Consider the following 26424-nt stretch of genomic DNA (forward strand, 5'->3'; position numbering starts at 1 on the left):
CCCTTTTGGATTATCCGCCGGTGACACTCATGTGTCGTGCTACGGATGGATCGGCTTCCCGATCAATAATGAAATCGTGACCTTTGGGTTTTTTTGCAATCGCTTCAAAGATGGCTTGTTCCAGCGGTCCGTTTTCATCGCTACTGCGCAAAGGTTCCCGTAAGTCCATGGCATCATCTTGTCCAAGGCAGAGATAGAGTGTCCCTGTACAAGTCATACGGACGCGATTACAGCTTTCACAGAAATTATGGGTCATGGGAGTAATAAAACCGATCTTTCCACCGGTTTCTTTCACCTCGACATATCGTGCCGGGCCGCCTGTTTTATGATCGCTCTCATTCAGGGTCCAATGTTCGCCCAAAATGGATCGTACTTCTGTTAATGGCAGGTACTGATCAACACGGTTCTCATTGCCAATATCACCCATCGGCATGACTTCGATAAAGGTAATGTCAAAGCCCTCGTCACCACACCAGGATACAAGTGTGTGTAATTCATCGTCATTTACACCACGAAGAGCAACGGTGTTGATTTTGACTTTCAGGCCTGCTTTTTTTGCGGCTTGTAATCCTTCTAAAACCTGATCCAGCTTCCCCCAGCGTGTGATCGCAGCAAACTTATCTTTATTGAGGGTATCCAAAGAGACGTTAATACGGCGCATTCCCGCATCAGCAAGCTGTTGCGAGTATTTTTCCAGCTGGCTTCCGTTTGTGGTCAGGGTCATTTCCCTGAGCTGTCCTGATTCAAGATAGGGGGTCAGGCCATTAAACAGCTTCATAATGTTCTTACGAACAAGTGGCTCGCCGCCGGTAAAGCGGAGTTTTTTAACACCAAGATTGATGAACGCAGCGGAAACGCGTTCCAGTTCTTCAATTGTGAGTAGCTCTTTTTTGGGTAAAAAGCTCATATCTTCAGACATGCAATAAACACAGCGAAAATCACATCTGTCGGTGACCGATATCCGAAGATAGTCAACCATACGGCCAAAGGGATCTACCATTCCGGGATGAGCCCCCTGCAGGATCTCTTCCTTGTTAGCCGTAGAGGTAGGCAAACTCGGCCCCTTTTGGATGTTTGACGAGTTAATCATCAATTATTTCTCCTGAGCTTTCAGGTGTTCTGTTGTTTTTGCCTGAAAATCTTCCCTACACTTTGGCGTATAAGGCGTTAATTGCAAGTCAATTTATGTCTCTTTTTCTTAACTCAACCAAAAGGGAATCGTCTTGTCATATATCAAGCGTCTTTTATTGAGTAGAGAGTTTCTTAATCTAGTTTAACTGGCTGATACTCGCTTAATAGCGGTTATTCCTGTTCCGCCTGTTTCCATCTTTACCCGTTCGGTAATATGGGCAATGGGTTCTATGATCACGTCCATGGAGTTAGCGGTTGCGTGGATCGCGTTCTCTTTATCAAGTGCGATTGCAACATGACCAGGCCAGTAGACAAGGTCACCTTCGGTACACTGTTCTGAATTCACGGGAAAGCCAGCAGTTGTTTCCTGAATGTAAGTGTCTCTTTGCGTGTTTATGCCACTGGCGCTGAGAGCGACCTGAACCAAGCCGGAACAATCAATGCCAACTGAAGATTTTCCACCCCAAAAATAAGGAGTGCCCAAAAATTGATAAGCAATATCCACATGGTTCAAGGCTTTGGTCTCAAGTGAACAGATATGATCGGTGAAAATCCATCCACCGCCCTGTATTTGGGTATAGCGTCCTTCTTCTTTCAAAGCGAGTACGGTTGATTCCATAGAGAGCATATCTATAGGGGGGATTTTCATGTCGGGTTGTGGGTACAGATAAGTACGAAGCGCTTTTACCCTATGTGTGGTTTGCCGGACTTCCCGAGACAGAATGTCGGCGCTAATATACCCAACATAACTATCTTTTGCATTTTGTACCCAGGCCCAACCGTTCTTTTCTTCGTAAATCGTAACCTTTTCCCCGAAGAGCAATTCAGTATCTTGTCCTGCCTCATCTGCTGGATGTCGCCTTAGGGGAACAATACCCTTGGATACCTGTGCTGCATAGCCCTTGCTGAATTTTGGCGCCTCAACCTTGTTGCGCAAATATTCTGCTGCGAGGTCTTCTCTAACGGGATGAAGGCGAGGGTCCAATTTTTGTGACATAGCGGTGTCAGGCTTTCTGTGTCAGTCCAATGCGATAGCCAGCTTGCCACTGTCAGGGAAATAAATAAAGCACTCTTGCTCTTGTTATTATGGTTCAGAGGTTGAAAAAATAACAATTTTCTTTGATTTGGATGGGCAGGTTAACCGATCCGAAAGAGGGCACCACCAAGTCCATCCAATACAGACTGCAAGAACTTGGTGCTGAAATTCCGTCATCTGATGATCTGGAATGGTGCATCGGACCTCCTCTTTAAAAGAGTCGTTTGATCATTTGTTGTTGTTACTTATGCTATGGATCAAGAGAGGACTTGGCAGAGGCTGGCGCTCATCAGCTTATTAATAATTCTTAATAAGCTGATGAGTTTTTTTAGGAATTGTTCTCCCCATTTAATCAGGAAGCCTCCTTTGTAGGATTATCTTTCCGAGGGGTATTGAGTTTTTACTCTATTTCAGACGTCAAGTTTCTTATTTGAATTGGGTCTTTGATATGAAGGTCGCGTTGCGGGAAGGGGAACTCAACACCTGCTTCTTTAAACTTATCCCAAATTGCCAGCAACAGCTCACTGGTTATATTTCCTATTCCGTTTTGTGGATCAGCAATCCATACTCGCACTTCAAGGTTGACTGAATTATCACCAAAATTTCGAACCAGGCAGTTTGCTGCAGGTTGATCCAGAATACGCTCATTTTCATGTGCGGCTTCGATACAAAGATCAATCGCTTTGTGAAGGTCAGAATTATAAGAAACACCTATAGGCACGCGAACCCTGACCCAACTGTTTGTATAGGACCAGTTTTCAACCCTTTGCGTGATAAATTCTTCATTCGGAATCAGGTGCTCAATGCCATCACGTGTGATGACAGAGGCATAACGAGCGCCGAATGATTTAACCCAGCCATAAGTGTCGTTCACGGCGATCACATCGCCGGGTTTAATAGATCTGTCCATTAACAAAATGATGCCGGATACCAAGTTGGAAATGACTTTTTGTAGCCCAAAGCCGATACCTACACCCAAGGCTCCACCGAAAAGAGCGAAGGCGGAGAGATCAATCCCGACTGTTTTCAGGCCAACAATAACGGCGAGGCCAATAAAAGTGACTTTTAATAATTTACCAAGAAGCACCTGAACTGAGGGCGTCAATTCCGGGACAGCTTTGACGCGGCGTTCCAGTAACGAGCTAAAAGCAATGGCAGCCCATAGTAAGACGGCGAGTGAGATAACGCCTTTTAGGACCATAAGGATCGAGATGCGTAAGCCACCAATATCCAGTGCAGCTGCATCCAGAATTTCTTCTGCAAAATCCAGAAGTCCAAGAATATTGAGGGCGGCGACGGACCAGATGAAAAGGGAAACCAACCGCGCGAGTATGCGTGTTGTGATCAAGCTTGTCGTTAGGTTGATGATAACCCAGGCCAGGGTCAAGCTGGCGACGGTATTAATCAGAAACCTTGTGCGGAGTGGCATTTCAAGCTGTGTCAAAGCACCCAGCGTGATCCAAAGCATTAACAGGAAGATTACCCATGGGATCATGGGGAGTAGATTGGTCAGGATGAGTTTTAAAGCTTGCGGTGTTTTGGCAAATTGTTTCCATTCGCTCGCCATGGGGCGCAATTTATTACCGAGATAACGGCTGAGCGGAAGAAGAATAAGAAGAAAGCCAAGTTGGAAAATGACCGGCCAACTCAAGAGATTTTGTCCCAACCAATTGGTGATCTGATCAAGCCAACGGGTAATCTCTTCCTGGTTCGGGATCATTAAAAAATCCAAGCTTAACCTCCTGATTTTGCTCTTATAAAAGTATGTTTTACACGCGCTTATAAGGTCTATGCTGGATGGATATTGTACTCTGTTCGCATTTTGGCTCGTACTCTGCAGGATCCAGTTTAGCAATTTTATCCTATGACGAACAGGTTCCGTTTTGTGTCTTTGTGTTGCGATTACCCTGCGTCAATTTGACGTTTCTATTTAACGTATTGATATTTATAAATTTTTCGATATTAGAGGTTTTGTGGAGAGAGGATAATTTATTTTTAATTGTTATTATTGATTTTTACTATACATTAATCTTAAATAAATTAAATTTAATAGAAAGTTATTCTCAATATGAAAATATCTAACAAACAGAAAGAAGCGAATAAAGCTAAGTTGATTGCTGTTGCCGTGGATCTTTTTTCCGAGCATGGCTTTCATAATGTTTCTATGAAACAGATTTCCAAAGCCGCAGAGATGGGCGAGTCGACAATCTACAAATATTTCCCCAATAAAGATAAATTTCTGCTGTCCTACCATGAAACGGTATTGAACAGTGTTATGGAGCTTGTTGAAGAAGCTGACGATTTTGATGACTTTACGTTGGAAGAAAAGCTACAATTTTTTGTCTATAACTATCTTGATATCCTGATTGAAAACCGAGAATTCGTTGCGGAAAGTATTGAGATTTTACGTGCATCCCCCGCTTTTTTGATGCAACGGGAATTCCCGGCAAGTAAAACCCTTAAGAAGAAAATTATCGAAATTCTAGAGCAGTCGGTTAATAAAGGCGAGATCCCTGATGTTCCCTTCGAAGGAGCGGTAGCTCATTTGATGGTAGATGCGCTCTTGGGGATAGTTCTTTATTGGCTACAGGATGATAGCGAAGAATTCATGCAAACTACACAGTTTGTAGAAGTTTCAACCAACTTCTTCGCCACATTGTTAAAAAGTGGTGTTCTCGGCAAGGGCGTTGATCTGGTTAGTTTCATGATCAAAAGCCAGATGATGCGGTTTTTGGAAAATGGTCAGGGTTTTTCAACACTGATGAAGGGATTGGGGACTTTTGCCAGCAAAGGAGGTTGGAAAAATGGGGGCTAAGGGATCAATTGCAACCAGAAAGCTGCATCGTTCAGCGACAATTGGTTTAACCGCAACCAAGGTTGGATTGCGGCACCTTGGGCATGTCGGTAAGAAAAAGTTTATGGCCGGTCATTCTACACCGAAACAAGACGAAGCTGCACGTAGCCAACATGAAGAAGATATAGGAAAAACTCTTTTCAAGGCTTTGAACCAACTCAAAGGAACTGCTTTAAAAGCGTCGCAAATTCTGAGTATGGAAGCCGATATTCTTCCCGAAGGTATTCGACGGGAGTTATCGAAAGCTTGTTATAAAGCAACGCCATTGAACCGGGCCTTGGTTGATAAGGTGTTTCGGGACCAGTTTGCAAAAAGCCCCGGAGCAATTTTTGAAACATTTGATCCGAAGGCATTTGCGGCGGCGAGTTTAGGGCAAGTCCACAGAGCAAAATTGGCTTCGGGGCAGGATGTTGCCGTTAAGGTTCAGTACCCCGGCATTGCTGCATCGATCAAAAGTGATATGAAGATGCTGGGTGGTTTATTAACGGTGTTCTCTGCCTCTACGGATTTAATGCCGGATAAAAATATTATTGATACGATTCTGGATGAGATTACTATTCAGCTTCATCGGGAAGTTGATTATTTTCAAGAGGCAGAGAGTCTCAAGTGGTTTAAAGATAAAATAAAACACGAGAAAATCGTCGTATCAAAAATTTATGATGACTATAGTTCCGAACGTGTTTTAACAACGGAACTGTTAACAGGACTTCATCTGGATGAATGGTTGGCAACCAATCCTTCGCAAAAAGAGAAAAATGCCTATGGGCAACTCTTGTTAGATTTCTTTTTTGATAGTTTTTTTGAACTGGGTTTTGTGCACGCAGATCCGCATCCGGGTAATTTTCTTTTCATGGAAAAGGGTCAACTAGGATTACTGGATTTTGGCTGTGTTCGAAAAATGGATAGTGGTTTTACAAAGATCATATCCGTTTATTACAAATTCCTTATTCATCATCACACTGTTGAGCCAGATTATGAAAGACTGAGGAGTTTCTATGAAGATCTAGAACTCAGTAAAGATGAAATGACAGATGATGAGTTCCGGTCGATCTTGCAACCCCAATTGGATGTTATTCAGAAATGGATGATTGAGCCTTATCTGGACGAGGAATTTGATTTTACCGGCTGGGAATGGCCCGAAATTAAGGTGACTGATGCTCGGAAAATCACCCCTTTTATGAAAGAGATTAACCGAAATCTTCTTTATTTTGATCGAACCTATCGTGGAATGATTCTATTGCTAAGTAGGATGGGGGCGACAGTCAAAACTGGAAATAAATGGATTGGAAAGTCATGATGTCAATAAGGATGAAAGACAAAAATGACATGATTCGGAACAAATCAGAAAACAGAAAATTACTATCAAAGATTGTTGAGTGCCGATGGGTTGGCAGGTGGATCATTGGTGTTGCCATAACTCATATTATTTTTACGTTCATTCTTTTCCCTGATCAAATTAAAAGAATTTTTCAGGAAGGTTTTTATAACACCGGGCTTATTGATTATGAGATTGGAAAAACAATTTGGTTTTTTCTTTTTGGGATACCGCTTTTCTTGATTGGATACACGATTGATCGGGATGAAAAAAAAGAGATCATGCCCCCTTTTCAGGAGGTATTATTATATATGTTAATTATTATGACCCTGTTGGGGATCGTATTGATACCAACATCGGGTTTTTGGCTAATGTTACCCGCTATATTTGGTTTCTTTTTCAAAAATAGAATTGCAAATATTCAATGGAAATGAGGTATCTGGTCGACTACATACATTGATGTTTATTATTTTGATACGAAATTAATGGGGTGGCTTTTAAAGGCTGCCCCTTTTTTCTGGGAACTTGAAACATGGAAATGCAAATGAGGTGCTGTGGAATAACCCGTATTTCCTGAATAAGCGATAAGTTGGCCTTTTTTGACCCAGTCGCCGACTTGAACGATCACACCGTTCTTTTTGAGATGTAGATACTGTCCTATCGTACTGTCAGGATGTTGGATCCAGAGGTAATTTTCTTCGGTTTTATATTTGTTTGAGGCACCGCCTTGGGATGAATCTTCCCTGAGCGCAATGACTTTCCCTTCACGTGCTGCAAGGATTTCTGATCCCACAGGCATTGCCCAGTCTATGGCAAATCTGTTTGGCCCTGTGTGTGAAAACGGGTTATTTGGCCCTTGGGATATTGGGTGAGATTTTGTTTTTGGAAAGGGGAATTGATAAAGCACAGTGTCATCATGTTTAGCATCACCTGTTTCTGGATGTAGCTGTGATGTCCAGCTATAGCGCCATTCATTTGGGGCGTTTACGCGTAAGGATAAGATGTCCTTCATTTCATGTGGAGCCAGAAGAGTGTTTTTTGTTGCTTTGGGGGGGGAAGTATTGTGTCCGGTCACGTGTAGCGATACGCGCATAGGAAAATCGTAATTGTTCTGAACGCTAATGTGGACGCTTTTCCTGCCTTCTAAAATCAGGTAGCAAATTTTGCTGTGATGAAAGCAGTTCTCGCGTTCGTCCGCTTTGATTTCTGTTGCAAGAAATAAAAAGAGGCAGGTAAGCAGGACGCAGATCAGGTGAAAAAAAGAAAGAGAAGTAAGGGGAAAAGATTTCATTTTCTTGCTTCTCTTTCTTGTTTCTTCGTGATGTTGCCAATCACTTATTAAAGTAAAATCACTTTACCCAAGCAAGAGGCTATCGCTGTCGAGTTCTTCGCCTCTGACTTTACCAAACATATCCACGAGGTCGTGGATTGTCATAGAACTGCGTTCTTCGCCGGAAACATCCAACACCACTTGGCCTTCATGCAGCATAACTGTTCTGGTACCAAATTGAAGAGCCTGCCCCATAGAGTGGGTAATCATCAAAGTCGTGATACCGGTTTCGTTGACAATGTCATTTGTGAGTTCCAGCACAAAAGCCTGCATTCTTGGGTCAAGGGCGGCTGTGTGTTCATCAAGCAGCAGGCATTTTGTTGGTTGTAAGGTTGCCATAATCAAACTGACGGCTTGACGCTGACCTCCACTGAGAAGTCCCATCTTATCCGATAAACGATCTTCCAGACCTAATCTCAGTCGAGACAGGCGTTCTCTGAAAATCTCATGCTTGTTATTATTGATTGCCAAACCAAAACCGCGTTTTTGCCCTCTTGAATGGGCAAGGGAGAGATTTTCTTCGATGGTTAAGGCTTCACAGGTTCCAGCAAGCGGGTCCTGAAAAACACGCGAAACTAAACTGCTGCGCCGTGCTGCTTTCCAACGGCTGACGTTTTTATCATCAATTGTAATGGCACCGCTATCTGCGATGAGTTCTCCAGTCAAACAGTTCATAAAGGTGGATTTTCCGGCTCCGTTTGAACCGATGACGGTAACAAATTCCCCTTCGGCAACAGAGAGGTTCACCCCCTGAAGCGCGTTGTTTTCGTTTGGTGTACCTTTGCCAAAGGTGATGCGGAGATCTTCTACTTTGATCATTTTAGTTCCCCCGCTTCATCAATTTTTTGAGAGGATTTTTAGCCCCAGGTAATATCAAGGCAATCGTTACCAATAAGGCAGTGACAAGATTGAGATCGGAAGGTTCCAACCCGATACTGTCAGCATTAAGGGCTAAGCCAATGGCTATACGATAGACAATTGAACCAAAGATACAGGCTAGGACTGCCATAAGCATGCCGCGTGTTGAGAAGATCGCTTCGCCTGCAATAAGGGCAGCAAGGCCGATAACAATGGTGCCAGTCCCAATCGTAATATCTGCAAAACCGTTCATTTGTGCGAACAAAGCTCCGGCCAAACCAACAAGGGCATTTGAAAGGGCCATCCCGATATAGGTTGTCTTGTTGGTATCAATTCCCTGTGCGCGGGCCATTTTCTGGTTCGCGCCGGTTGAGCGCATGGCTAATCCATAGTCAGAGTTCAGGAAGCGAGCCACGATGAGAGCAACCACAAAGACGATAATGGCAGCAATGATAGGTTTCAGGTAATAACCGGGTAGGCCTTGACCTTCAAAAGGTGTGAGAATTGTTTCTTCAGTAATGATCGCCACGTTCGGGCGACCCATGATGCGCAAATTAATTGAGTAGAGTGCAATCATGGTCAGGATAGAGGCCAAGAGATTGAGAATTTTGAAACGCAGATTTAGAAAAGCAGTGACCAGCCCGGCCATGCCGCCTGCTAAGAAAGCAATAACTGTAGCCAGTATGGGGTTGTAGCCCGAGACGATCATGGTTGCACAGACGGCAGCCCCCAGGGGAAAAGATCCGTCGATCGTTAAATCGGGAAAGTCGAGAATTCTGAATGACAAGAAGACGGCTAAAGCAATCAGGCCATAGACCAAGCCTAATTCGATGGCACCCATAAAGGCAATAAGGTTCATTTATCCGAAGCCTTGCGGCTCTCTAACTGTTGTGTTTCTGCGTAGATCACGCTGCTTGGGTAGTTCCATAACGCAAGAAGACGAAATCCGCAAAACGAATTTCGTCTTCTTTGAAAGCTTTTATATCTCTGTCGCTTTTGACAAGGACAGAGAAAGGGATCTTATTTGATCACTTCAGTTGCACGTGCAATAACTTCTGGGGAAAGAGTAACACCCATTTTCTCTGCCATAGCAGGATTAACAAAAAGGTTTGTTTTGCTCACGCCTTGGAATGCAATGTCACCTGCTGCTTTACCGTTGAGGATATCAGCAACAACTTTACCTGTTTGACGACCGACATCGTAGTAGTCAAAACCAAGAGCAGCCAATGCGCCACGTTTTACAGAATCTGTATCGCCAGCATAAACGGGGATCTGATTATCGATACCGACTTTTACAACAGCTTCGAAGGCTGAGATGATTGTATTGTCGGTTGCAACGTAAATAACGTCTGCTTTCCCAATCAGATTTTGTGCTGCGGTCAGAACTTCGCCTGTTTTTGTCGCAGGAGAAGCAATAACTTCAAAACCCTGGGCTGCACCATGCTTTTTAACAAGGTCCAGCAGAACAACCGAGTTAGCTTCGCCAGGGTTATAGGGAACACCAATGCTTTTTGCATTTGGTGTCAGTTCTTTGATTAGGGCAATGTGCTGATCAATTGGGGACAGATCACTTACACCGGTAACGTTTGTACCTGATGGACCTTCGCTGGCAACCAGCTTTGCTGCAACAGGGTCCGTAACAGCCGAGAAGACAACAGGAATATCTTTTGTCGCAGCAACAACGGCCTGAGCAGAAGGGGTTGCAATTGGTACGATTACATCTGGGCCATTACCGATGTATTCTCTGGCGATCTGAGCAGCAGTTGCGGGATTACCCTGCGCACTTTTATAGAGGAAAGTAAGGTTTTTGCCTTCTTCAAAGCCCTGTGCTTTGAGTTCGTCACGGACACCGTCACGTACGGCATCAAGGGCAGGGTGTTCAACGATTGCAGTTGTGGCAACAACGACATCTTCGGCTTGAGCTGTGAAGGGAAGCGCGAGGCCAAGTGCGACTGTCGCTGCAAAAATTTTGGATCCCAAATCTTTGGAAATCATGATGTGCCTCCGAGATAGCAATTATATATTCATTTGAATGGTTCAGACTCGCTTAGCAACCACACATTGATAACGTATCAGGAGTCTGTCCATATTTGTTGTGGTGTATTAATCCTCGTCACTGCCGTGAAAGCAAGGGGATATGTTAAGAAGGCCTGATGTTTTCTGTTCGAATTTTAGTTTTAAATAAATGTCGATGTGAAAACATTCATGCGACAAGCTAATACCAAATAGCTATTCGCGATCAGGGCTTTGCTTGTTCTTGAAAAGAAAAATCGACATAGTGTTATTCAATGTAATGTGCATGTCAGACAAAGCATAAATCATAATAGATACAAAGAGCTGGTAAAGATTGTTGTGGACCATCGAATGAACGATACCAATCAGGAAAAAAAGACGCGCCATCGAGTGGCAAAAGCGGACGAAGAAACACTGGCAGAATTTGTTTTGAGACCTGATCCTACCAAAGAAGGTTTGACTGAGTCTGTGGCTGGTACCGATCAGGATGGCAATGTTATTGAAATTCCGGTTGTGGTCGAAAAACCCCTGACGCTTTTTCTGAATGGTCAGGAAATAGTGACAATGATGACCATTGGTGACTATCCTGACTATCTCGCTGTTGGTTACCTTCTAAACCAAAACATGTTGCGCCGCGATGATGTGATTACGGCGATTGATGTGGATGAAGAACTTGATCTGGTTGTTGTTCGAACAGAACGGGAGACCAATTATGAAGAGAAGCTCAAAAAGAAAACCCGGACATCTGGCTGTGCACAGGGGACTGTGTTCGGGGATTTGATGGAAAAGTTTGAAGATATAAAGCTTCCCGGCGATGCTAAAATTCACACATCATGGATCTATGCTCTCAGCCGTAAGGTCAATATGGTACCCAGCCTATATCTGGAAGCGGGGGCGATACATGGGTGTGTTTTGTGTCGGGGGGACCAGCCTTTGATTTATATCGAAGACGTTGGACGTCATAATGCCGTTGATAAAATTGCGGGTTACATGTTTTTGAATAACGTCACAGCCTCGGACAAGATTTTCTATACTACAGGCCGCTTAACATCAGAGATGGTAATTAAAACGGTACAAATGGGAATTCCTGTACTGGTTTCCCGTTCCGGCTTTACAGCTTGGGGTGTTGATCTGGCAAAAGAAGCCGGCCTGACCTTAATAGGACGAGCCAAAGGAAAACGTTTTACGGCTCTTGCCGGGCAGGATCGAATTGTATTCGATCATCAGGCCTCTGATTTAAAGGATGAAGATCCTCGCCATCAAAGAGCTGCGGCCCGAGGGACTGAAACTAAAATCCCAGGAACTGGAGTTAAAGAAGGTCAAACGGATGGTTGATGTTGCAGGTGTGATATTGGCTGGCGGGTTAGCCCGTCGCATGGGCGGCGGTGATAAAGGCATGAAATCCTTGGCCGGAGAAAGCCTGCTTACCCGTATTATTAAACGAATAAAACCTCAAGTTGGACCGTTGGTCTTAAATGCCAATGGTGACAGTCAGCGCTTCAATGACTTTTCGTTGCCTGTTGCAGCAGATGTTATTAGTGATAATCCGGGGCCTCTGGCTGGCATTCTGACTGGATTAGAGTGGGCGGCAGCACAGTCACCTGATGTAAAATGGATGGTATCTGTGCCTTGCGATGCCCCCTTTATTCCAATGGATCTTGTGGAAAAGTTAGTATCAGGGGCAATCAATCAGAACGTCCCTCTGGCTTGTGCTATGTCGCACGGTCGAACGCACCCTGTTGTTGGTCTGTGGTCCGTTGCGTTACGCGATGATCTGCGACAGGCGATTGTACAAGAAGAAATGCGTAAGGTTGACCGCTGGACCGGGCGACATGGAATTTGTCAGGTTTCTTTTGACGATATTGTTATCGGAAATGAAGTTCTTGACCCTTTCTATAATGCCAACAAGCCGGATGATTTGGTGAGGGTTGAGGGTTTATTGAAAGAATAGAGATAGTTAGCATTTTTGCGAAGGTGAATGTGTAACAATAGGCTTTGCTAACATTTCGTACATCCTATTTATTAAAAGCTTGCCAGTCTTTATGTCAGGGTGTGATGGCTCCTTATTTCTTTTGTGCTTTCATACCCTGGTATAATTTGAAACTATGCGGATGGTTGTACTGAGATAAGGTTGATGCAATATCACCTTCAGACGTTTACCTAAGTTCCTGGTATCAGTTATTGGTTGGCTATCTCAATATTATCCCGTCTGTGGATGATCGTTGGAATAGTGTTACTCAGCTATTTTCACTTCACATGTTGTTTCATGACATGTTTTTTCATAGGAAAAGTTCATTTGTCACAATCTGTTGCTATGTCTGACCGTCCGACGTCTATAGAAAAACCTCCTGCCAGTTTGTCATGGTTAATGTGGCTGTTGGGGGCGATGCTTTTTTTGATTGGTTTTTTCCATCGCATTGCCTTTGGCGTTATGGCGGAACCTTTGACCATAGAGTTTGGGTTGACGGCGACGACCTTGGGAACGCTCGCGAGTTTTTACTATTATAGCTACGTCGTTATGCAGGTACCCGTCGGTGTTATGGCAGATCGTTTCGGACCGCGAAAACTTTTAACGACCGGGGCTGTTATAGCTGCAATTGGGACCGCAATTTTTGCACTTGCGCCCAACTATTGGATTATCAGTTTTGGCCGTCTGTTGATCGGTGGTTCAGTGGCCGTGGCTTTTGTCACGATGATGAAGATTGCGCTGCATTGGTTTGACCTTAAACGCTTTGCGCTTCTGGTCGGTCTTGGGCTTTTATCCGGCAACTTGGGGGCTGTTGTTGCGGGGGCACCTCTGCAGCAAATGATTGAGTTGATTGGCTGGCGCTATGTCATGCTTGGTTTTGCGGGTATTACTGGGGTGCTGGCGTTGGCAACAGGGATTTGGTTGCGTGATGATCCCACGGATTTGGGGTATAAAAGCTATGGGCATGAACATGATGATACCCAACCGAAGCAATCTATTTTAGCAGACTTAAAAGAAGCGATTACCTATCGTACAGTTTTCCTTTTAACACTGGCATGCGGGGCATCAGCGGGATCAATGCTCACCTTTGGTGGGCTTTGGGGCGTACCTTTTCTTAAAGTAGCCTATGGTTTTACGACTTCTGAGGCTGCGTTGATAACCACTGTAACCTTGCTTGTTTGGGCCGGGAGTGGCGTCTTGCTGGGGCATTGGTCGGATGCATCGGGGAAACGGAAATTACCCTTTGCGGTTCTGGCTCTTATCGCTGCTTTGGGATGGTTTGTCGTCACGCAAATACCTGATCTTTCAATTGTTGTACTTGGCCTGGGATTGCTCACAGCGGCAACAGGAAGCTGTGTGATGATTGTTGGGTTGTCCTGGGCCAAAGAAGCTGTTCCTGCCCGTTTGCAGGGGACATCACTCGGGTGGTGTAATACCGGGGTTATGATTGGCCCTATGGTCTTACAACCGTTAGCAGGCATTCTGATTGACCTGAACTGGAGTGGGGCAACTGAAGCCGGGCAACGTGTCTATGATGTTCCTGCTTTCGAAGTCGGGTTTATCCCTATGATCGTTTGGCTGGTAGTTGCTGCAGTTCTGGTGCTCTTTGCAGAAGAAAAACAAAATCCGTTTAAATGATCGAATAATAAATAAGGGCTGCCTAAGATGGACAGCCCTTATCAGTTTTATCGCAAGTGATTTTATTTAATGGTGACGGCATAATCCGATACGTCACCGGTTTCCTTGATCAGGTCTTTGGCTTTCAGGAAATCAGCAAAATCGCTGTAGCGTCCTTCGTCCAAGGCAGCCGGACGCAAGGCAAAACGCGGAAGGGTATCTTTCCAGGCGCGGCGGTTTAGCTCATCATTAAGGTCAGGGTACGCTTTGATGAAAAGATTCCAACTTTTTTGTGGGTGATTTATCAGGTAGATGGTGGCTTGCTCCAGTGCCTTGAGAAATCGTGGAAAGCGTGGATCAGCCACATTCTGGTTGTTTGCCACGAGAATAAGTTCGTCATAAGACGGCACGCCTTCTTCTTCGACATAAAAAGCACGACCTGGTTTTTTGACAATGTCCATCTGGTTAAGTTCGAAGTTGCGGAAAGCCCCGATGACAGCGTCGACCTGGCCTGAAATAAGTGAGGGAGACAGTGTGAAGTTAACATTAATCAATTCAACATCGCTCACGTCCAAACCATGTTTTTCCAGCATGGCGTCCAGAATGACATCTTCAAAGCCACCCACAGAATAACCAACTTTACGCCCTTTCAGGTCGGCAATGGATTTGATCGGGCTGTCTTTGAGGACGACAAGAGAATTCAAAGGTGTCGCTACCAGTGTACCTACCCGAGTGAGCGGAAGCCCTTCGGCAACTTGTAAATGGAGTTGAGGTTGGTAGGAAACGGCAAGTTCCGCTTTTCCTGCTGCGACCAGTTTTGGGGGATCGTTCGGATCAGCTGGGACAATAAGATCAACATCTAATCCCTGTTCGCTAAAGAAGCCTTTTTCCTTGGCAACAACAAGGGTGGCGTGATCCGGGTTGACGAACCAGTCGAGCAAAACAGTTAGCTTTTCGCTGGCAACTGCTTGAGAGGAAAGGCTTAACAAACTGCCCATGGCGAATGCCGCAACAGTAATTTTTCGTAGCATCATAAGATCCTTAAGTAAGGTTATTTATCGTGTTTTGTGATCATCAAGTGAAAGGTATTGAAGAAGTCTGTGAAGGAGATGGTCTGTTATCAAATAGAGAGAGACAGCCATGATCGAGAGTATAAGAAGGGCAGCAAACATCAGGTCTATTTGCATACGGCCATTTGCATGAAGCATCAGGTAACCTAATCCTTCTGATGACCCGACCCACTCACCCACGATCGCGCCAATCGGGGCTGTGGCCATGGCGACCCGCAAACCCGATGACAGTGAGGGCAGGGCAAGGGGGATGCGCACGTGGAGAAGAAAAGCCAATGGCTTGGCTCCCATGACTTGGGCTAGGGCCTGCCAGTCTTTTGGCGTTCGCCTGAGGCCATCATAAAAGGCTGCGGTTACCGGGAAATAGATAATTAAAACTGCCATGGCAACTTTTGACGGTAGGCCATAGCCCAACCACAAAACCAGAATTGGGGCGAGGGCAAAAACAGGTAGAGACTGGGTAATCACAAGGATAGGCGTTAACCAGTCACGCGCTGATTTTACCGTGGTGAGGATTAGGGCGGAACAACAGCCCAACAAACTGCCGATCAGAAAGCCCAGAATGATTTCAAGAAAGGTTATCCCTGCGTGACTGATTAGGGTATCAAGCCGTTGGAATAGAGCTTCGAAGACAGCAAGAGGATCTGGCAAGATATAAGGGGGAGCTTCTGTGATATAAACCAGCATTTGCCAGACGAAAAGAAGTCCAGCCAAAATGATGAACGGGCGGAAGACTTTTATCATGACAGGGTTTCATTATCAGATAGCTGTTTCATCAGGGTGTCATGTTCTTCTAATAAGCGTTCGTTCTTGATATTCCGCGGTGCTGTATTTGAAGGCGTTAGTATCTCTACATTGGTAATTGTCGGTCCCTTCAAAATATAAATTATGTCCGCGAGTTTCAGGGCTTCAAGAGGATCGTGGGTGATCATGACAACTGTTTTATCACTCAAATAACGAAAGGTTAGATCATGCATTTCCGTGCGTGTGACAGCGTCCAGTGCAGAAAAGGGTTCGTCCAAAAGGACAATGGGGCGATCTTCCAGTAAAGTTCTTGCCAGTGCGGTCCTCTGGCGCATTCCACCAGACAGGTTTTCTGGTTTCATCTCCATAAATGGTTCCAGCCCTAAATCGGCCAATAGTGATTTTGCTTTTATTTCGCTGATTGCGTCAGTGCCGGAGAGCTGTCTGAGTCTGTTGCCAATTAGGATATTTTCTAAAACGTTAAGCCACGGAAGCAGCAACGCATCTTGTGTCATCCAACTTATTTTTCCTGAAAGCACAGAACCATCTACCGCTTTAATCGTGCCTTGATAAGACTCAGGAGGAAGCAAGCCGGCAATTGCTGTTAGAAGAGACGACTTTCCAACGCCGCTACGCCCCAGCAGCACATTCCATTTTCCGTTTTTCATATTAAGGGAAAAGTCTTTGAAAATTTGCCTCTCCTGGTAGGAAAGACAGAAATCCTGAATATGAATGTTGCTTGCTGGGTGAGGTATCATCAATGCAATTTTCTTATCTATAGTCTGGTTGGGTTTGACGTTCAAATCTTCCAGCTAGCGTGGAAGTGGTGAACTGGGCCGTGTCCCTTACCGACCTGTAGCTCATCAGCATGACGAAGTGCTGATGTTAGATATTCTTTGGCCGCATTAACGGCTTCTAAAAGTGAAAAACCTTTGGCAATTCCAGATGCAATAGCTGCAGAGAGAGTGCAACCTGTTCCATGGCTGTTTTTGGTATTTATGCGCTGTGAACTCAGGCAGATTTCATTTTGTCCGTCAAAGAGCAAGTCATCACTTTTGTCGCCCTCGAGGTGTCCGCCTTTCAGAAGAATTGCTTTAGGACTGATGGCTTGCAGTGCTGTCAGCATGCCTTTCATTTCTTCAATAGAGGTTGGTTCTTTTTTCCCTGTTAAGACAGCTGCTTCGGGAAGATTGGGTGTAATAATTTCAGCAAGGGGCAGCAGATTTTCTTTCAGACTGGCAACGGCATCATCCTGAAGTAGTTTGTCACCGCTTTTTGCCACCATAACCGGATCAAGAACAACCGAAATTTGTGGGTAGTGTTTTAGAACATCAGCTACTGATTTGATAATATCTGGAGTGCCAAGCATTCCGATTTTGATAGCCTTGACGTCCAGATCTTCGAATACAGTGTACAGCTGATCTTGGATAAAGTGAGTTGATACAGGGAAAATCGAGTGCACTTTACAGGTATTTTGTGCGGTCAGGGCAGTGATGACCGATGCTGCATAAACACCCAGTGCAGACATCGTTTTTATGTCAGCCTGAATACCTGCGCCACCACCACTGTCTGATCCGGCGATTGTTAGGGCTATTGGTGCAGACATGCTTTCCTCCGTTTTATGTTCAGAGGAATTTGCTCATGCTGTTTCCTGTTGGGGAAGGTGGATTAATGGCAGTTGCCAATCCCAGCATCTCAATTTCCTCCGCCGGTATTAACCGGATCAGGTTCTGCGGGTTAGCGTTGGCCTCTCAGCTCAATTAACCAATATATTTAGTTGATCGAGCACCCCGACGAGATTTTCTGAATTATGCGGTGCTTTTAAAAATAGGCAAGAGAGAAAGTTATTTTTGATTTTCTGGTTTATATTTTACTCAAATCTGGACCTAGGGATATGTTTTGGCGCATATAGATCTATGTGATCAAACAAGATGTGTTTTTATTAGGGAGTTATCTAAATGAGTGAAATTATCCGCCATGATACAACGGCGCGATCCAGCAAGATTGTTGAGCACGGCAATACGGTTTATCTTTCAGGACAGGTTGGAACAGCGGGTGAATCCGTTACTGATCAAACAAAAGAGATTTTAAACAAAATTGACACATGCCTTGAGTCTGTTGGCAGTGACAAAAGCAAGATTCTTCAGGCCGTGATTTGGTTAAGCGATATGAAATACTTCGCAGAATTAAACGAAGTATGGAATGCCTGGGTTCCGGAAGGACATGCGCCGGCGCGTGCGTGCGGGGAAGCTAAACTTGCACGTGCAGAACTCAGTGTTGAAATTATTATTACGGCTGCAAAATAGTCGTAAATTCAAGGTATTTAGTCGCTTTTGGGCTGCTCGATGAGATGGATCGGGCAGCTTTTTTTATGACCTAAGCGACTTAGGCTGGATTCTCATCTTTGTATAAAGTATAATGCCTAAATGCTCGCCAGTTTTGATCGATTAATAAAGGAAAATAGCTGTTCTGCTATGTTTCTTGCAGAGTTGATCTAAAACAAGGACCTCCTCTTGTCATTGAGCGAAAAGAAGGTCACCCTGTGTGAATTGCACGCAGGGATATAACTTTATCTGGCGCGCACAACGAATGATAACAACAGGGAAAGAGTTATGGAGTTCAAATCAGGCATCAAACGGTTCCTAACAGATGGAACATTTGTAAAAACAACACGTGCTGTGGCACTTGGCGTTTCTCTTCTAGCTGGCACAACTGCATTGGTTGCACCTTCATTGGCATCTGCTGAAATGGTCTTTAACCGTGGTAATGGTGCAGAGCCAGGATCACTGGATCCTCAAATTTCAGAGGGTGTTCCTTCTGCACACATTCTACGTGATGTATTCGAAGGTTTGACTGCTGAAAATACCGATGGTTCGATCATCCCCGGCCAGGCTGAAAGCTGGACAATTAGCGATGATGGGACGCAATTTACCTTCAAAATCCGTGATGATGCTGTGTGGAGCAATGGCAACCCTGTGACAGCACATGATTTTGTTTTTGCTTGGCAGCGCGCAGTTGATCCGAAAACAGGATCTGAATACTCATTTTTGCTATATCCTCTCAAAAATGCACAAGCAATTGCTGGCGGTGAAGAAAAAGATCTAACCCAGCTTGGTGTAAAAGCTGCTGATGACAAGACGCTGGAAGTTCAGTTGGAAGGTCCTGCGCCTTACTTCTTGGGTATGATCACACACTCGGTTGCCTATCCAGTTCATAAGGCAACTGTCGAAGCGCATGGTGAAGCTTGGACTCGTCCAGAGAATATGGTTTCCAATGGTGCATTCAAAGTTACTGAATGGACCCCGCAATCCCGTATTGTTGCCGTCAAATCCGATACTTACTGGAACAAAGATACAGTTAAGCTTGATAAGGTTGTTTATCACCCAACTGAAAGTCCTACTTCAGAACTAAAAAGATATCGTGCGGGTGAATTGGACTGGACTTACGAAGTTCCAAACGACCAGATTAAATGGATCAAAGAGAATTTAGCCGATGAATTCTCAGTATCTAACTATCTTGGGGTTTATTACTACGGTTTTAATATGACAAAACCGCCTTTCAATGACCCGAAATTGCGTAAAGCATTTTCTATGGCCATCGATCGTGAAATCTTGACATCAAAAATCGTGACTGCAGGCGAAGTACCTGCTTACGCTTTTGTTGTTCCTGGGGTAACTGGATATGATCCTGTTTATGCTGATTTTAAAGCTGGTGATCAAAATGCACGTAATGCTGCGGCTCTAAAGCTTTATGAAGAAGCAGGATATTCAAAAGATAGTCCGATTGAAATTGAACTACGCTACAACACAAATGATAACCATAAAAAGATCGCAATTGCGATTGCGAGTATGTGGAAGAAAACATTTGGTGCGAAAGTAAACTTGGTAAATGAAGAGTGGAAAGTATACCTGGAAACTCGGAAGCAAAAACAAGTGACACAGGCTTTCCGTGCAGGATGGATCGGTGATTACAATGATCCAAATACCTTCCTTGAACTTTGGTTGTCTGACTCAGGCCTGAACGACACTGGTTTTGATAATCCAGAGTTCGACAGTCTCCTTAAACAGGCTGGCCTTGAACAGGATGCAACCAAGCGTAAAGAATTGCTGATGCAAGCAGAAGCAATTTTCCTTGAAGCGAATGCAGTTGCGCCTATCTACCACTACGTGACCAAGCGTATGGTTAAGCCTTATGTAAAAGGTTGGCAGAGTAACGTGATGGACCACATCCGTTCTCAGTATATCAGTATCGAGAACTAGGAAATCCCGGTTTCCCAATAATGTCGCGGCGCGTCATCACGTTGGTGACGCGCCGGACTTTTTTGTCAGGACATAGTAAATGTTGTTGTTTATCTTAAAGCGTCTGGCCGGGGCCATTCCGACGCTGCTTATAATTGTTACACTTGCCTTCTTTCTTATCCGCTCGGCCCCTGGCGGACCATTTGACAAAGAACGCACGATACCTCCGGAAGTTGCTGCAAACCTGAATGCTGTTTATCACCTGGATGATCCTCTGTGGGAGCAGTATCTCTATTATCTTGGAAGCGCAATACAAGGGGATTTTGGCCCCTCTTTTCAGTATAGAGATTTCTCGGTTACAGAGCTTATTGCATCTGGTTTTCCTGTGTCGCTAACACTTGGGTTAACGGCAATCTTCCTGGCAATTACTGTGGGTGTGTCGCTTGGTGCCGTTGCTGCGCTCAAGCAAAATTCATTTATAGATTATGCTGTTATGGCGACGGCAATGACTGGAATTACTATTCCAAACTTTGTTATGGCGCCACTCTTGACCCTGGTGTTTGGCGTTTACCTGCACGTGCTTCCTGTTGGTGGGTGGGGCGATGGTATGTCTCAGGCCGTATTGCCAATTATTGCATTGGCTTTACCGCAAATTGCCTATATCGCACGTTTGACTCGTGGGTCGATGATCGAGGTTCTGCGATCCAACTTTGTACGAACAGCACGGGCGAAAGGTTTGCCTGAGCGTGTGATGCTTAGTCGTCATGCCATGAAGGCTGCGATGTTGCCGGTTGTTTCTTATTTGGGGCCAGCTTCGGCTGCTGTGATTACAGGATCTGTTGTGATTGAACAGATATTTGGTATTCCAGGCATCGGTAGATACTTTGTACAAGGTGCCCTAAACCGGGACTATACCCTTGTGATGGGTGTCGTGATTTTTTACGGGTCGTTGATTATCTCTTTCAACCTGATCGTTGATATTATCTATGGCTTCCTCGATCCAAAAGTGAGGATGGGATAATGGCTGTTGATATGGAAATGAAAAGCACTGGCTCTGCTGAAAAAGAAATTCAGGGTCGCAGCCTATGGCAGGATGCATTAAGGCGCTTGCTGACAAATAAGGCCTCTGTGGTCAGTTGTGTTGTTTTATTGAGCATTGTTCTTATTGCTCTTATCGGCCCTTGGATACATCCTAACCCCTTTGATGAAGTTTATTGGGATTACATTCAGGCTGCTCCGGATATGGAGGCAGGTTTTTATTTTGGTACCGATACCAATGGTCGCGACCTTTTTGTGCGGACGTTGTATGGCATTCGTGTATCCATGCTTGTTGGCTTGGTCGCAACGGGTGTTTCCCTTATCATTGGTGTTACCTATGGGGCAATTTCAGGATATGTAGGTGGTCGTACAGATCACATCATGATGCGCTTTGTGGATATTATGTATTCCATGCCCTTTATGTTCTTTGTGATCCTTTTGATGGTGATTTTCGGGCGAAATATTTTCCTGATTTTTGCTGCATTAGGAGCGGTTGAATGGCTGACCATGGCACGTATCGTTCGCGGTCAGGCACTTTCGATTAAAAACAGAGAGTTTGTCGAAGCTGCGCGCGCATCCGGCGTGAGTAACTTTAACATTATCCGCAGGCACATTATTCCCAACGCACTGGGGCCTGTGATTGTTTATGTTACACTGACAATTCCACAGGTTATTTTGATTGAAAGCTTTCTTTCTTTCCTTGGCCTTGGTGTACAGGAACCTATGACAAGTCTAGGTGTGCTGATTTCAGAAGGTGCTCAACAGATGGAATCTGCGCCCTGGACACTGTTGTTCCCGGCAAGTGCGCTGGCAATTATCCTTTTCTGCTTTAATTTTATTGGCGATGGTCTGCGTGATGCGCTTGATCCGCGTGATCGCTAGGGAGGTCTGAAAAAATGAGTGATATTATTCTCGAGGTGAAAGACCTCTCAGTAACCTTCTCGACACCGGAAGGTCCCGTGAATGCCGTTAATAACATGAACTTCACGATTAAAGCGGGTGAAGCATTGGGTGTTGTTGGTGAATCTGGGTCCGGGAAGAGCCAAACTTTTCTTGCGATAATGGGGCTGTTGGCCTCTAACGGTACAACAACTGGCAGTGCAAAGCTTTTGGGGCGTGAGTTGATTGGTTTAAGTGCTGATGAATTGAACAAGATTCGTGGACAGTCAATGTCCATGATCTTTCAGGACCCTATGACATCGCTTAACCCTTACCTGAAAGTGTCAAAGCAGCTAACCGAAGTTTTGGTTTTACACAAAGGTATGGGCGAACAGGCTGCAAGGGCAGAGGCTCTTAATATGCTGGATAAGGTGGGCATTCCCGAAGCGGAAAAACGCTTTGATATGTATCCGCACGAATTCTCTGGCGGAATGCGCCAGCGTGTAATGATTGCAATGGCACTCTTGTGCGAGCCAGCTCTGTTGATTGCAGATGAGCCGACAACGGCATTGGATGTAACTATTCAGGCACAAATCCTCGATTTGATGCGTAAACTGAAAAGTGAGTTCAATACGGCGATTGTCATGATCACCCATGACTTGGGGGTTGTTGCCGGGCTGTGCGATACACTGAATGTTATGTATGCCGGACGCATTGTCGAACGCTCTTCTGTTGATGAAGTTTTCTCTGCCCCTCGCCATCCTTACAGTCAGGGGCTTTTGGCATCTACACCAAGATTGGATGAAAAAACGCATGACAATGAGTTGGTAACCATTCCGGGGCAACCGCCGAACTTGCAGCGTCTGCCACAAGGTTGTGCTTTTGCCCCGCGTTGTATTCATGTGCAGGACCGGTGTCTTTGCGATCGTCCGCCATTGTTTGAAACGCCAAGTGGAAGTCACAATGCCTGTTATAGAGAGGAGGATGCCGCATGAGTAGGTCCCAAGAAGTCCTTCTTGATGTAAAAGATCTCAAGGTTCATTTCTCGATCCCGAGCGGTAAGCTCTTCAAAAAGCCTGGATTGCTAAAAGCTGTTGATGGTGTCTCATTTCAGGTCAAAGCAGGCGAAACATTGGGCGTTGTAGGTGAGTCCGGGTGCGGTAAATCCACACTTGGCCGCGCTGTTCTACGACTTCTGAAACCTACGGACGGACAGGTTGCCTGGTTTGGTCAGGAAATGGGTGATATGAAGGCTGAAGAGCTGCGGAATGTACGCTCTGATCTTCAGGTTATTTTTCAGGATCCATTGGCATCACTTGATCCTCGTATGACGATTGGGCAGATCATTGGTGAGCCTTTGATTACCCATTATCCGAAGTTGTCAAAGACTGAGGTAAAGGAAAAGGTTAAGGCAATGATGGCCAAGGTTGGCCTTTTGCCGGATCAGGTCAATCGCTATCCGCATGAATTCTCTGGTGGCCAATGTCAACGTATTGGTATTGCACGGGCGATGATCTTGGAACCAAAATTGATCGTCTGTGATGAAGCTGTCAGCGCTTTGGATGTATCCATTCAAGCACAGATCGTTAATCTGTTGATGGGCTTGCAGAAAGAATTCGGACTTAGTCTGATTTTTATTTCGCACAACTTGAGTATTGTTCGCCATATCAGTCACCGTATCATGGTGTTGTATCTTGGTCGGATGATGGAGGTTGCGGACCGGGATGCGATCTATGCAAAGCCTCTTCATCCTTATACAAAAGCCCTGATTTCTGCTGTGCCAATCCCAGATCCGGTGATAGAGCGCAACAAAGAACATGTGGCTTTGAAGGGGGATTTACCTAGTCCTTTAAACCCGCCGTCAGGCTGTGTTTTCAGGACCCGGTGTCCTTTTGCCAAGGATATCTGTGCCGCAGATGTTCCTGCTTTGAAATCCTATCCAGGTGACAGAGAGGCCGCATGTCACTTTATTGAAGAATAAACAGGTAGGGAGCTTTGTTTTGAGAGGCGAATTATAAAGCCACCCTAAACGAGCTTAAAAGTTAATAAGGTCGCTCTTTTTTGCCAGAGAGTGACCTTATTTTTTACTTTATTGAGGCGATTCTTTTGTCTCGCATTTTATCTATATTTATTACATTACTTTAATGAGGGTTTGTTTATTTTGTTGAGTGGTATTTTCTTCGTTGTAATTTTTGTAACTCTTTGAAATATAATAAATATATTGATTTTAATTTTGATTAAAATTTTACACAAAAATAATATATATTTGCCACATTTTAAGTATAAGTATAATTACCTATAAGTAGATTCTGTTAATAATTACAATTGTTACTGATGTTATAATCACTATGTAATGTAAATAAAATTTATTACTTTCTTGGTGACTTCTATGGTTGGTAGCTTAGGCGAAACAAAAACAATAGACCCTGATACTGTTGAGGTAGATCTTCTTGGTGTTAGTCAGGCTGCATCCCGTGTTGCGAAGCCTGATGCAGGGCAGAGCCTTGTCGTCGAGACACAACCAGGACAGGTTTACGATCTTGATTTTGACTTATCTAACGCTCAGGTCTCAAGCAGCACTGAAGGCCAATTGATACTATCGTTCCCTGACGAAAGTAAAATTACTTTCCTTAACCTTTCGGGTTATGAAGACGGGATTAGACCAATCATCAACGCCAATGGTGAAGCGATTGATATTCCTGCCTTGTTCGAATTACTTGCATCATTGAATGGTGAAAACCCGTTGGAAACTGCGGTGGGAAGTAATCTCACGGCGCAAGGTGGTGGGGGGTCGATTTATAACGATGAACTGGGCGAGAACCTTGACGGTTTAGCGGCAAGTGAAACTCTTGATGGGGTCGAAGCTCTATCACTCGATCTTATTGATGGAGAAGAAGACGAACTGGACTTGCTTTCGCAAGCTGTAGAAACGGATACGGCGATAGTAACGCCGGTTCCAGAAGGTTGTTCGCTAAAACTCCCTGATGCCTTGAATCTCATTCAGGGAACAAATGGGAATAACGTACTCCGCGGAACGACGGGTTCTGATGAAATTCAAGGAAATGACGGACACGACAGAATTTATGGCGGTGATTCTGCGGATGTGATTGTTGGTGGTAAAGGAGACGACAACCTTTACGGGCAAGAAGGGGATGATTTTTTTCTTGTAGAAGGAAACGATCAAAGTGCCGATCGGTTTAACGGTGGTTCAGGTACTGACACAATTCATGGATCAGAAGGTGATGATATCATCACTGTCCGTCATCTGACACGCGGTGATTCTATTGAAGAAATCGATGGTTGTGGTGGTGAAAACGTATTAGCGGGTACATCAGGTAACAATACGATTGATCTGCGTAATACAACACTCACCAATATTGATCGTATTGATGGTGGTATGGGTCATGACCGTATTACCGGATCTGCTGGCGATGATACGATTGTTGGTGGAACGGGGAATGATTATCTCCGCGGCGAAGATGGAAATGACACTTTTGTCGTTGAAGGTAATGGTCAGGGATCAGACCGTTTCAATGGTGGTACAGGCACGGATAAGATCCAAGGCAGCGATGGAGATCAAACAGTAGTTGTTCAACACCTGACCACAGGTGATTCGATTGAAGAGATCGATCTGGGGACAGGCAACAATGTTCTCTCTGGCACATCAGGTAACAATACAATTGATCTGCGGAATACAACGCTGACCAACGTTGATCGTATCGACGGTGACGCAGGCCATGACCGTATTACCGGGTCTGCTGGTGATGATATTATTATTGGTGGTACAGGAAATGACTATCTTCGCGGCGAAGCTGGAAACGATATATTTATTGTTGAAGGTAATGGTCAGGGTGCCGACCGTTTTAATGGCGGTGCGGGTACGGATAAAATCCAAGGGAGCGACGGTGATCAGACCGTTGTTGTTCAGCACCTGACCACCAGTGATTCTATCGAAGAGATTGATCTGGGGACAGGCAACAATGTTCTCTCTGGCACATCAGGTAACAATACAATTGATTTGCGGAATACAACGCTGACCAACGTTGATCGTATCGACGGCGGCGCAGGCCATGACCGGATTACGGGCTCTGCTGGTGATGATATTATTATTGGTGGTACAGGAAATGACTATCTTCGCGGCGAATCTGGAAACGATATATTTATTGTTGAAGGTAATGGTCAGGGTGCCGACCGTTTTAATGGCGGTGCGGGTACGGATAAAATCCAAGGCAGTGACGGAGATCAGACCGTTGTTGTTCAACACCTGACGACAGGTGATTCCATCGAAGAGATTGATCTGAGGACAGGCAACAATGTTCTCTCTGGCACATC

The 26424-nt window shown here is 44.8% G+C and carries 25 protein-coding genes and 1 riboswitch; of the genes, 14 read left to right on the plus strand and 11 right to left on the minus strand.

Features of this window, described 5'->3' with window-relative positions; translation table 11 throughout:
- Positions 1-10 precede the first annotated feature (10 nt).
- Both moaA and WH96_RS18500 read right to left on the minus strand, forming a co-directional pair.
- Positions 11-1000 (minus strand): GTP 3',8-cyclase MoaA, encoded by a 990-nt coding sequence (moaA, locus tag WH96_RS18495; RefSeq protein WP_047765742.1) that lies wholly within the window; start codon positions 998-1000, stop codon positions 11-13.
- 273 nt (positions 1001-1273) lie between these two features.
- Entirely contained in the window at positions 1274-2128 is an 855-nt protein-coding gene (locus tag WH96_RS18500) for a C40 family peptidase (RefSeq protein WP_047765713.1), read from the minus strand.
- 131 nt (positions 2129-2259) lie between these two features.
- Here WH96_RS18500 and WH96_RS22690 point away from each other — a divergent pair, with 131 nt between their 5' ends.
- Positions 2260-2382 (plus strand): hypothetical protein, encoded by a 123-nt coding sequence (locus tag WH96_RS22690; RefSeq protein WP_281175863.1) that lies wholly within the window; start codon positions 2260-2262, stop codon positions 2380-2382.
- 185 nt (positions 2383-2567) lie between these two features.
- On the opposite strand, the gene WH96_RS18505 is transcribed toward WH96_RS22690, so the two are convergent.
- Positions 2568-3887: a mechanosensitive ion channel family protein gene (locus tag WH96_RS18505; RefSeq protein ID WP_047765743.1), complete on the minus strand. Its 1320-nt coding sequence runs from the start codon at positions 3885-3887 to the stop codon at positions 2568-2570.
- Between the two features lie 348 nt (positions 3888-4235).
- On the opposite strand from WH96_RS18505, the gene WH96_RS18510 reads away from it, so the two are divergent.
- The 3 genes from WH96_RS18510 to WH96_RS21580 are packed head-to-tail and all read left to right on the plus strand — an operon-like array spanning position 4236 to position 6770.
- On the plus strand, positions 4236-4982 hold the full coding sequence (locus WH96_RS18510; RefSeq protein ID WP_047765714.1) for a TetR family transcriptional regulator: 747 nt from the start codon (positions 4236-4238) through the stop codon (positions 4980-4982).
- Positions 4972-6318: an ABC1 kinase family protein gene (locus tag WH96_RS18515; RefSeq protein ID WP_047765715.1), complete on the plus strand. Its 1347-nt coding sequence runs from the start codon at positions 4972-4974 to the stop codon at positions 6316-6318. The genes WH96_RS18510 and WH96_RS18515 overlap by 11 nt, the downstream gene beginning before the upstream one ends.
- Complete coding sequence (locus tag WH96_RS21580; protein WP_156176856.1) at positions 6300-6770, plus strand: DUF6463 family protein; 471 nt, start codon at positions 6300-6302, stop codon at positions 6768-6770. Before WH96_RS18515 ends, WH96_RS21580 begins: the two co-directional genes overlap by 19 nt.
- A gap of 32 nt (positions 6771-6802) precedes the next feature.
- Here the strand turns inward: WH96_RS21580 and WH96_RS22695 are convergent, their stop codons facing one another.
- The 4 genes from WH96_RS22695 to WH96_RS18540 all read right to left on the minus strand — a co-directional run bounded on the left by WH96_RS22695 (position 6803) and on the right by WH96_RS18540 (position 10519).
- Positions 6803-7429, minus strand: a complete 627-nt coding sequence (locus tag WH96_RS22695) for a M23 family metallopeptidase (protein ID WP_162200174.1) — start codon at positions 7427-7429, stop codon at positions 6803-6805.
- 261 nt (positions 7430-7690) lie between these two features.
- Positions 7691-8485: an ABC transporter ATP-binding protein gene (locus tag WH96_RS18530; RefSeq protein ID WP_047765716.1), complete on the minus strand. Its 795-nt coding sequence runs from the start codon at positions 8483-8485 to the stop codon at positions 7691-7693.
- 1 nt (position 8486) lies between these two features.
- Positions 8487-9383 (minus strand): ABC transporter permease, encoded by an 897-nt coding sequence (locus WH96_RS18535; protein WP_047765717.1) that lies wholly within the window; start codon positions 9381-9383, stop codon positions 8487-8489.
- 161 nt (positions 9384-9544) lie between these two features.
- On the minus strand, positions 9545-10519 hold the full coding sequence (locus WH96_RS18540; RefSeq protein WP_047765718.1) for an ABC transporter substrate-binding protein: 975 nt from the start codon (positions 10517-10519) through the stop codon (positions 9545-9547).
- 369 nt (positions 10520-10888) lie between these two features.
- Between WH96_RS18540 and fdhD the strand changes: the two genes are divergently transcribed.
- The 3 genes from fdhD to WH96_RS18555 all read left to right on the plus strand — a co-directional run bounded on the left by fdhD (position 10889) and on the right by WH96_RS18555 (position 14144).
- Complete coding sequence (gene fdhD / locus WH96_RS18545; RefSeq protein ID WP_047765719.1) at positions 10889-11872, plus strand: formate dehydrogenase accessory sulfurtransferase FdhD; 984 nt, start codon at positions 10889-10891, stop codon at positions 11870-11872.
- Positions 11865-12488, plus strand: a complete 624-nt coding sequence (gene mobA, locus WH96_RS18550) for a molybdenum cofactor guanylyltransferase MobA (RefSeq protein WP_047765720.1) — start codon at positions 11865-11867, stop codon at positions 12486-12488. Before fdhD ends, mobA begins: the two co-directional genes overlap by 8 nt.
- A gap of 345 nt (positions 12489-12833) precedes the next feature.
- Complete coding sequence (locus tag WH96_RS18555) at positions 12834-14144, plus strand: MFS transporter (RefSeq protein ID WP_162200175.1); 1311 nt, start codon at positions 12834-12836, stop codon at positions 14142-14144.
- A 62-nt stretch (positions 14145-14206) separates the two neighbouring features.
- Here the strand turns inward: WH96_RS18555 and WH96_RS18560 are convergent, their stop codons facing one another.
- From WH96_RS18560 to thiD, 4 genes are read right to left on the minus strand one after another with little or no spacing between them, the layout of a single operon-like run.
- On the minus strand, positions 14207-15154 hold the full coding sequence (locus tag WH96_RS18560) for an ABC transporter substrate-binding protein (RefSeq protein ID WP_407060105.1): 948 nt from the start codon (positions 15152-15154) through the stop codon (positions 14207-14209).
- 24 nt (positions 15155-15178) lie between these two features.
- Positions 15179-15937, minus strand: a complete 759-nt coding sequence (locus WH96_RS18565; protein WP_047765723.1) for an ABC transporter permease — start codon at positions 15935-15937, stop codon at positions 15179-15181.
- A complete protein-coding gene (locus WH96_RS18570) occupies positions 15934-16695 on the minus strand; it encodes an ABC transporter ATP-binding protein (protein ID WP_047765724.1) in 762 nt (253 codons plus the stop codon). The genes WH96_RS18565 and WH96_RS18570 overlap by 4 nt, the downstream gene beginning before the upstream one ends.
- Positions 16696-16736: 41 nt before the next feature.
- Positions 16737-17543: a bifunctional hydroxymethylpyrimidine kinase/phosphomethylpyrimidine kinase gene (gene thiD, locus WH96_RS18575; RefSeq protein WP_047765725.1), complete on the minus strand. Its 807-nt coding sequence runs from the start codon at positions 17541-17543 to the stop codon at positions 16737-16739.
- A 76-nt stretch (positions 17544-17619) separates the two neighbouring features.
- Positions 17620-17740: riboswitch (TPP riboswitch) on the minus strand.
- A 155-nt stretch (positions 17741-17895) separates the two neighbouring features.
- Here thiD and WH96_RS18580 point away from each other — a divergent pair.
- The 7 genes from WH96_RS18580 to WH96_RS21585 all read left to right on the plus strand — a co-directional run.
- Positions 17896-18243, plus strand: a complete 348-nt coding sequence (locus WH96_RS18580; RefSeq protein WP_047765726.1) for a RidA family protein — start codon at positions 17896-17898, stop codon at positions 18241-18243.
- A 306-nt stretch (positions 18244-18549) separates the two neighbouring features.
- The gene (locus WH96_RS18585; RefSeq protein WP_082130584.1) at positions 18550-20196 is read left to right on the plus strand and encodes a peptide ABC transporter substrate-binding protein; all 1647 of its coding nucleotides are present in this window, start codon (positions 18550-18552) and stop codon (positions 20194-20196) included.
- Between the two features lie 79 nt (positions 20197-20275).
- The gene (oppB, locus tag WH96_RS18590) at positions 20276-21196 is read left to right on the plus strand and encodes an oligopeptide ABC transporter permease OppB (RefSeq protein ID WP_047765727.1); all 921 of its coding nucleotides are present in this window, start codon (positions 20276-20278) and stop codon (positions 21194-21196) included.
- On the plus strand, positions 21196-22095 hold the full coding sequence (locus WH96_RS18595; protein WP_047765728.1) for an ABC transporter permease subunit: 900 nt from the start codon (positions 21196-21198) through the stop codon (positions 22093-22095). Before oppB ends, WH96_RS18595 begins: the two co-directional genes overlap by 1 nt.
- Positions 22096-22109: 14 nt before the next feature.
- On the plus strand, positions 22110-23087 hold the full coding sequence (locus tag WH96_RS18600) for an ABC transporter ATP-binding protein (protein ID WP_047765729.1): 978 nt from the start codon (positions 22110-22112) through the stop codon (positions 23085-23087).
- Positions 23084-24073 carry an ABC transporter ATP-binding protein gene (locus WH96_RS18605; RefSeq protein ID WP_047765730.1) on the plus strand — a complete coding sequence of 330 codons (990 nt, stop codon included), beginning with the start codon at positions 23084-23086 and terminating at the stop codon, positions 24071-24073. Before WH96_RS18600 ends, WH96_RS18605 begins: the two co-directional genes overlap by 4 nt.
- Positions 24074-24481: 408 nt before the next feature.
- Positions 24482-26424: calcium-binding protein (locus WH96_RS21585; RefSeq protein ID WP_162200177.1), on the plus strand; the 1943-nt coding region annotated here is incomplete at its 3' end.

Origin of the sequence: Kiloniella spongiae (assembly GCF_001026905.1) — a bacterium.
Classification (GTDB): Bacteria; Pseudomonadota; Alphaproteobacteria; order Kiloniellales; family Kiloniellaceae; genus Kiloniella; species Kiloniella spongiae.

Coding starts and splice junctions, on each gene's coding strand:
- moaA (WP_047765742.1), bottom strand. CDS start 1,000: ATGGTAGATCCCTTTGGCCGTATGGTTGACTATCTTCGGATATCGGTC.
- WH96_RS18500 (WP_047765713.1), bottom strand. CDS start 2,128: ATGTCACAAAAATTGGACCCTCGCCTTCATCCCGTTAGAGAAGACCTC.
- WH96_RS22690 (WP_281175863.1), top strand. CDS start 2,260: ATGGGCAGGTTAACCGATCCGAAAGAGGGCACCACCAAGTCCATCCAA.
- WH96_RS18505 (WP_047765743.1), bottom strand. CDS start 3,887: ATGATCCCGAACCAGGAAGAGATTACCCGTTGGCTTGATCAGATCACC.
- WH96_RS18510 (WP_047765714.1), top strand. CDS start 4,236: ATGAAAATATCTAACAAACAGAAAGAAGCGAATAAAGCTAAGTTGATT.
- WH96_RS18515 (WP_047765715.1), top strand. CDS start 4,972: ATGGGGGCTAAGGGATCAATTGCAACCAGAAAGCTGCATCGTTCAGCG.
- WH96_RS21580 (WP_156176856.1), top strand. CDS start 6,300: ATGGATTGGAAAGTCATGATGTCAATAAGGATGAAAGACAAAAATGAC.
- WH96_RS22695 (WP_162200174.1), bottom strand. CDS start 7,429: ATGCGCGTATCGCTACACGTGACCGGACACAATACTTCCCCCCCCAAA.
- WH96_RS18530 (WP_047765716.1), bottom strand. CDS start 8,485: ATGATCAAAGTAGAAGATCTCCGCATCACCTTTGGCAAAGGTACACCA.
- WH96_RS18535 (WP_047765717.1), bottom strand. CDS start 9,383: ATGAACCTTATTGCCTTTATGGGTGCCATCGAATTAGGCTTGGTCTAT.
- WH96_RS18540 (WP_047765718.1), bottom strand. CDS start 10,519: ATGATTTCCAAAGATTTGGGATCCAAAATTTTTGCAGCGACAGTCGCA.
- fdhD (WP_047765719.1), top strand. CDS start 10,889: ATGAACGATACCAATCAGGAAAAAAAGACGCGCCATCGAGTGGCAAAA.
- mobA (WP_047765720.1), top strand. CDS start 11,865: ATGGTTGATGTTGCAGGTGTGATATTGGCTGGCGGGTTAGCCCGTCGC.
- WH96_RS18560 (WP_407060105.1), bottom strand. CDS start 15,154: ATGCTACGAAAAATTACTGTTGCGGCATTCGCCATGGGCAGTTTGTTA.
- WH96_RS18565 (WP_047765723.1), bottom strand. CDS start 15,937: ATGATAAAAGTCTTCCGCCCGTTCATCATTTTGGCTGGACTTCTTTTC.
- WH96_RS18570 (WP_047765724.1), bottom strand. CDS start 16,695: ATGATACCTCACCCAGCAAGCAACATTCATATTCAGGATTTCTGTCTT.
- thiD (WP_047765725.1), bottom strand. CDS start 17,543: ATGTCTGCACCAATAGCCCTAACAATCGCCGGATCAGACAGTGGTGGT.
- WH96_RS18580 (WP_047765726.1), top strand. CDS start 17,896: ATGAGTGAAATTATCCGCCATGATACAACGGCGCGATCCAGCAAGATT.
- WH96_RS18585 (WP_082130584.1), top strand. CDS start 18,550: ATGGAGTTCAAATCAGGCATCAAACGGTTCCTAACAGATGGAACATTT.
- oppB (WP_047765727.1), top strand. CDS start 20,276: ATGTTGTTGTTTATCTTAAAGCGTCTGGCCGGGGCCATTCCGACGCTG.
- WH96_RS18595 (WP_047765728.1), top strand. CDS start 21,196: ATGGCTGTTGATATGGAAATGAAAAGCACTGGCTCTGCTGAAAAAGAA.
- WH96_RS18600 (WP_047765729.1), top strand. CDS start 22,110: ATGAGTGATATTATTCTCGAGGTGAAAGACCTCTCAGTAACCTTCTCG.
- WH96_RS18605 (WP_047765730.1), top strand. CDS start 23,084: ATGAGTAGGTCCCAAGAAGTCCTTCTTGATGTAAAAGATCTCAAGGTT.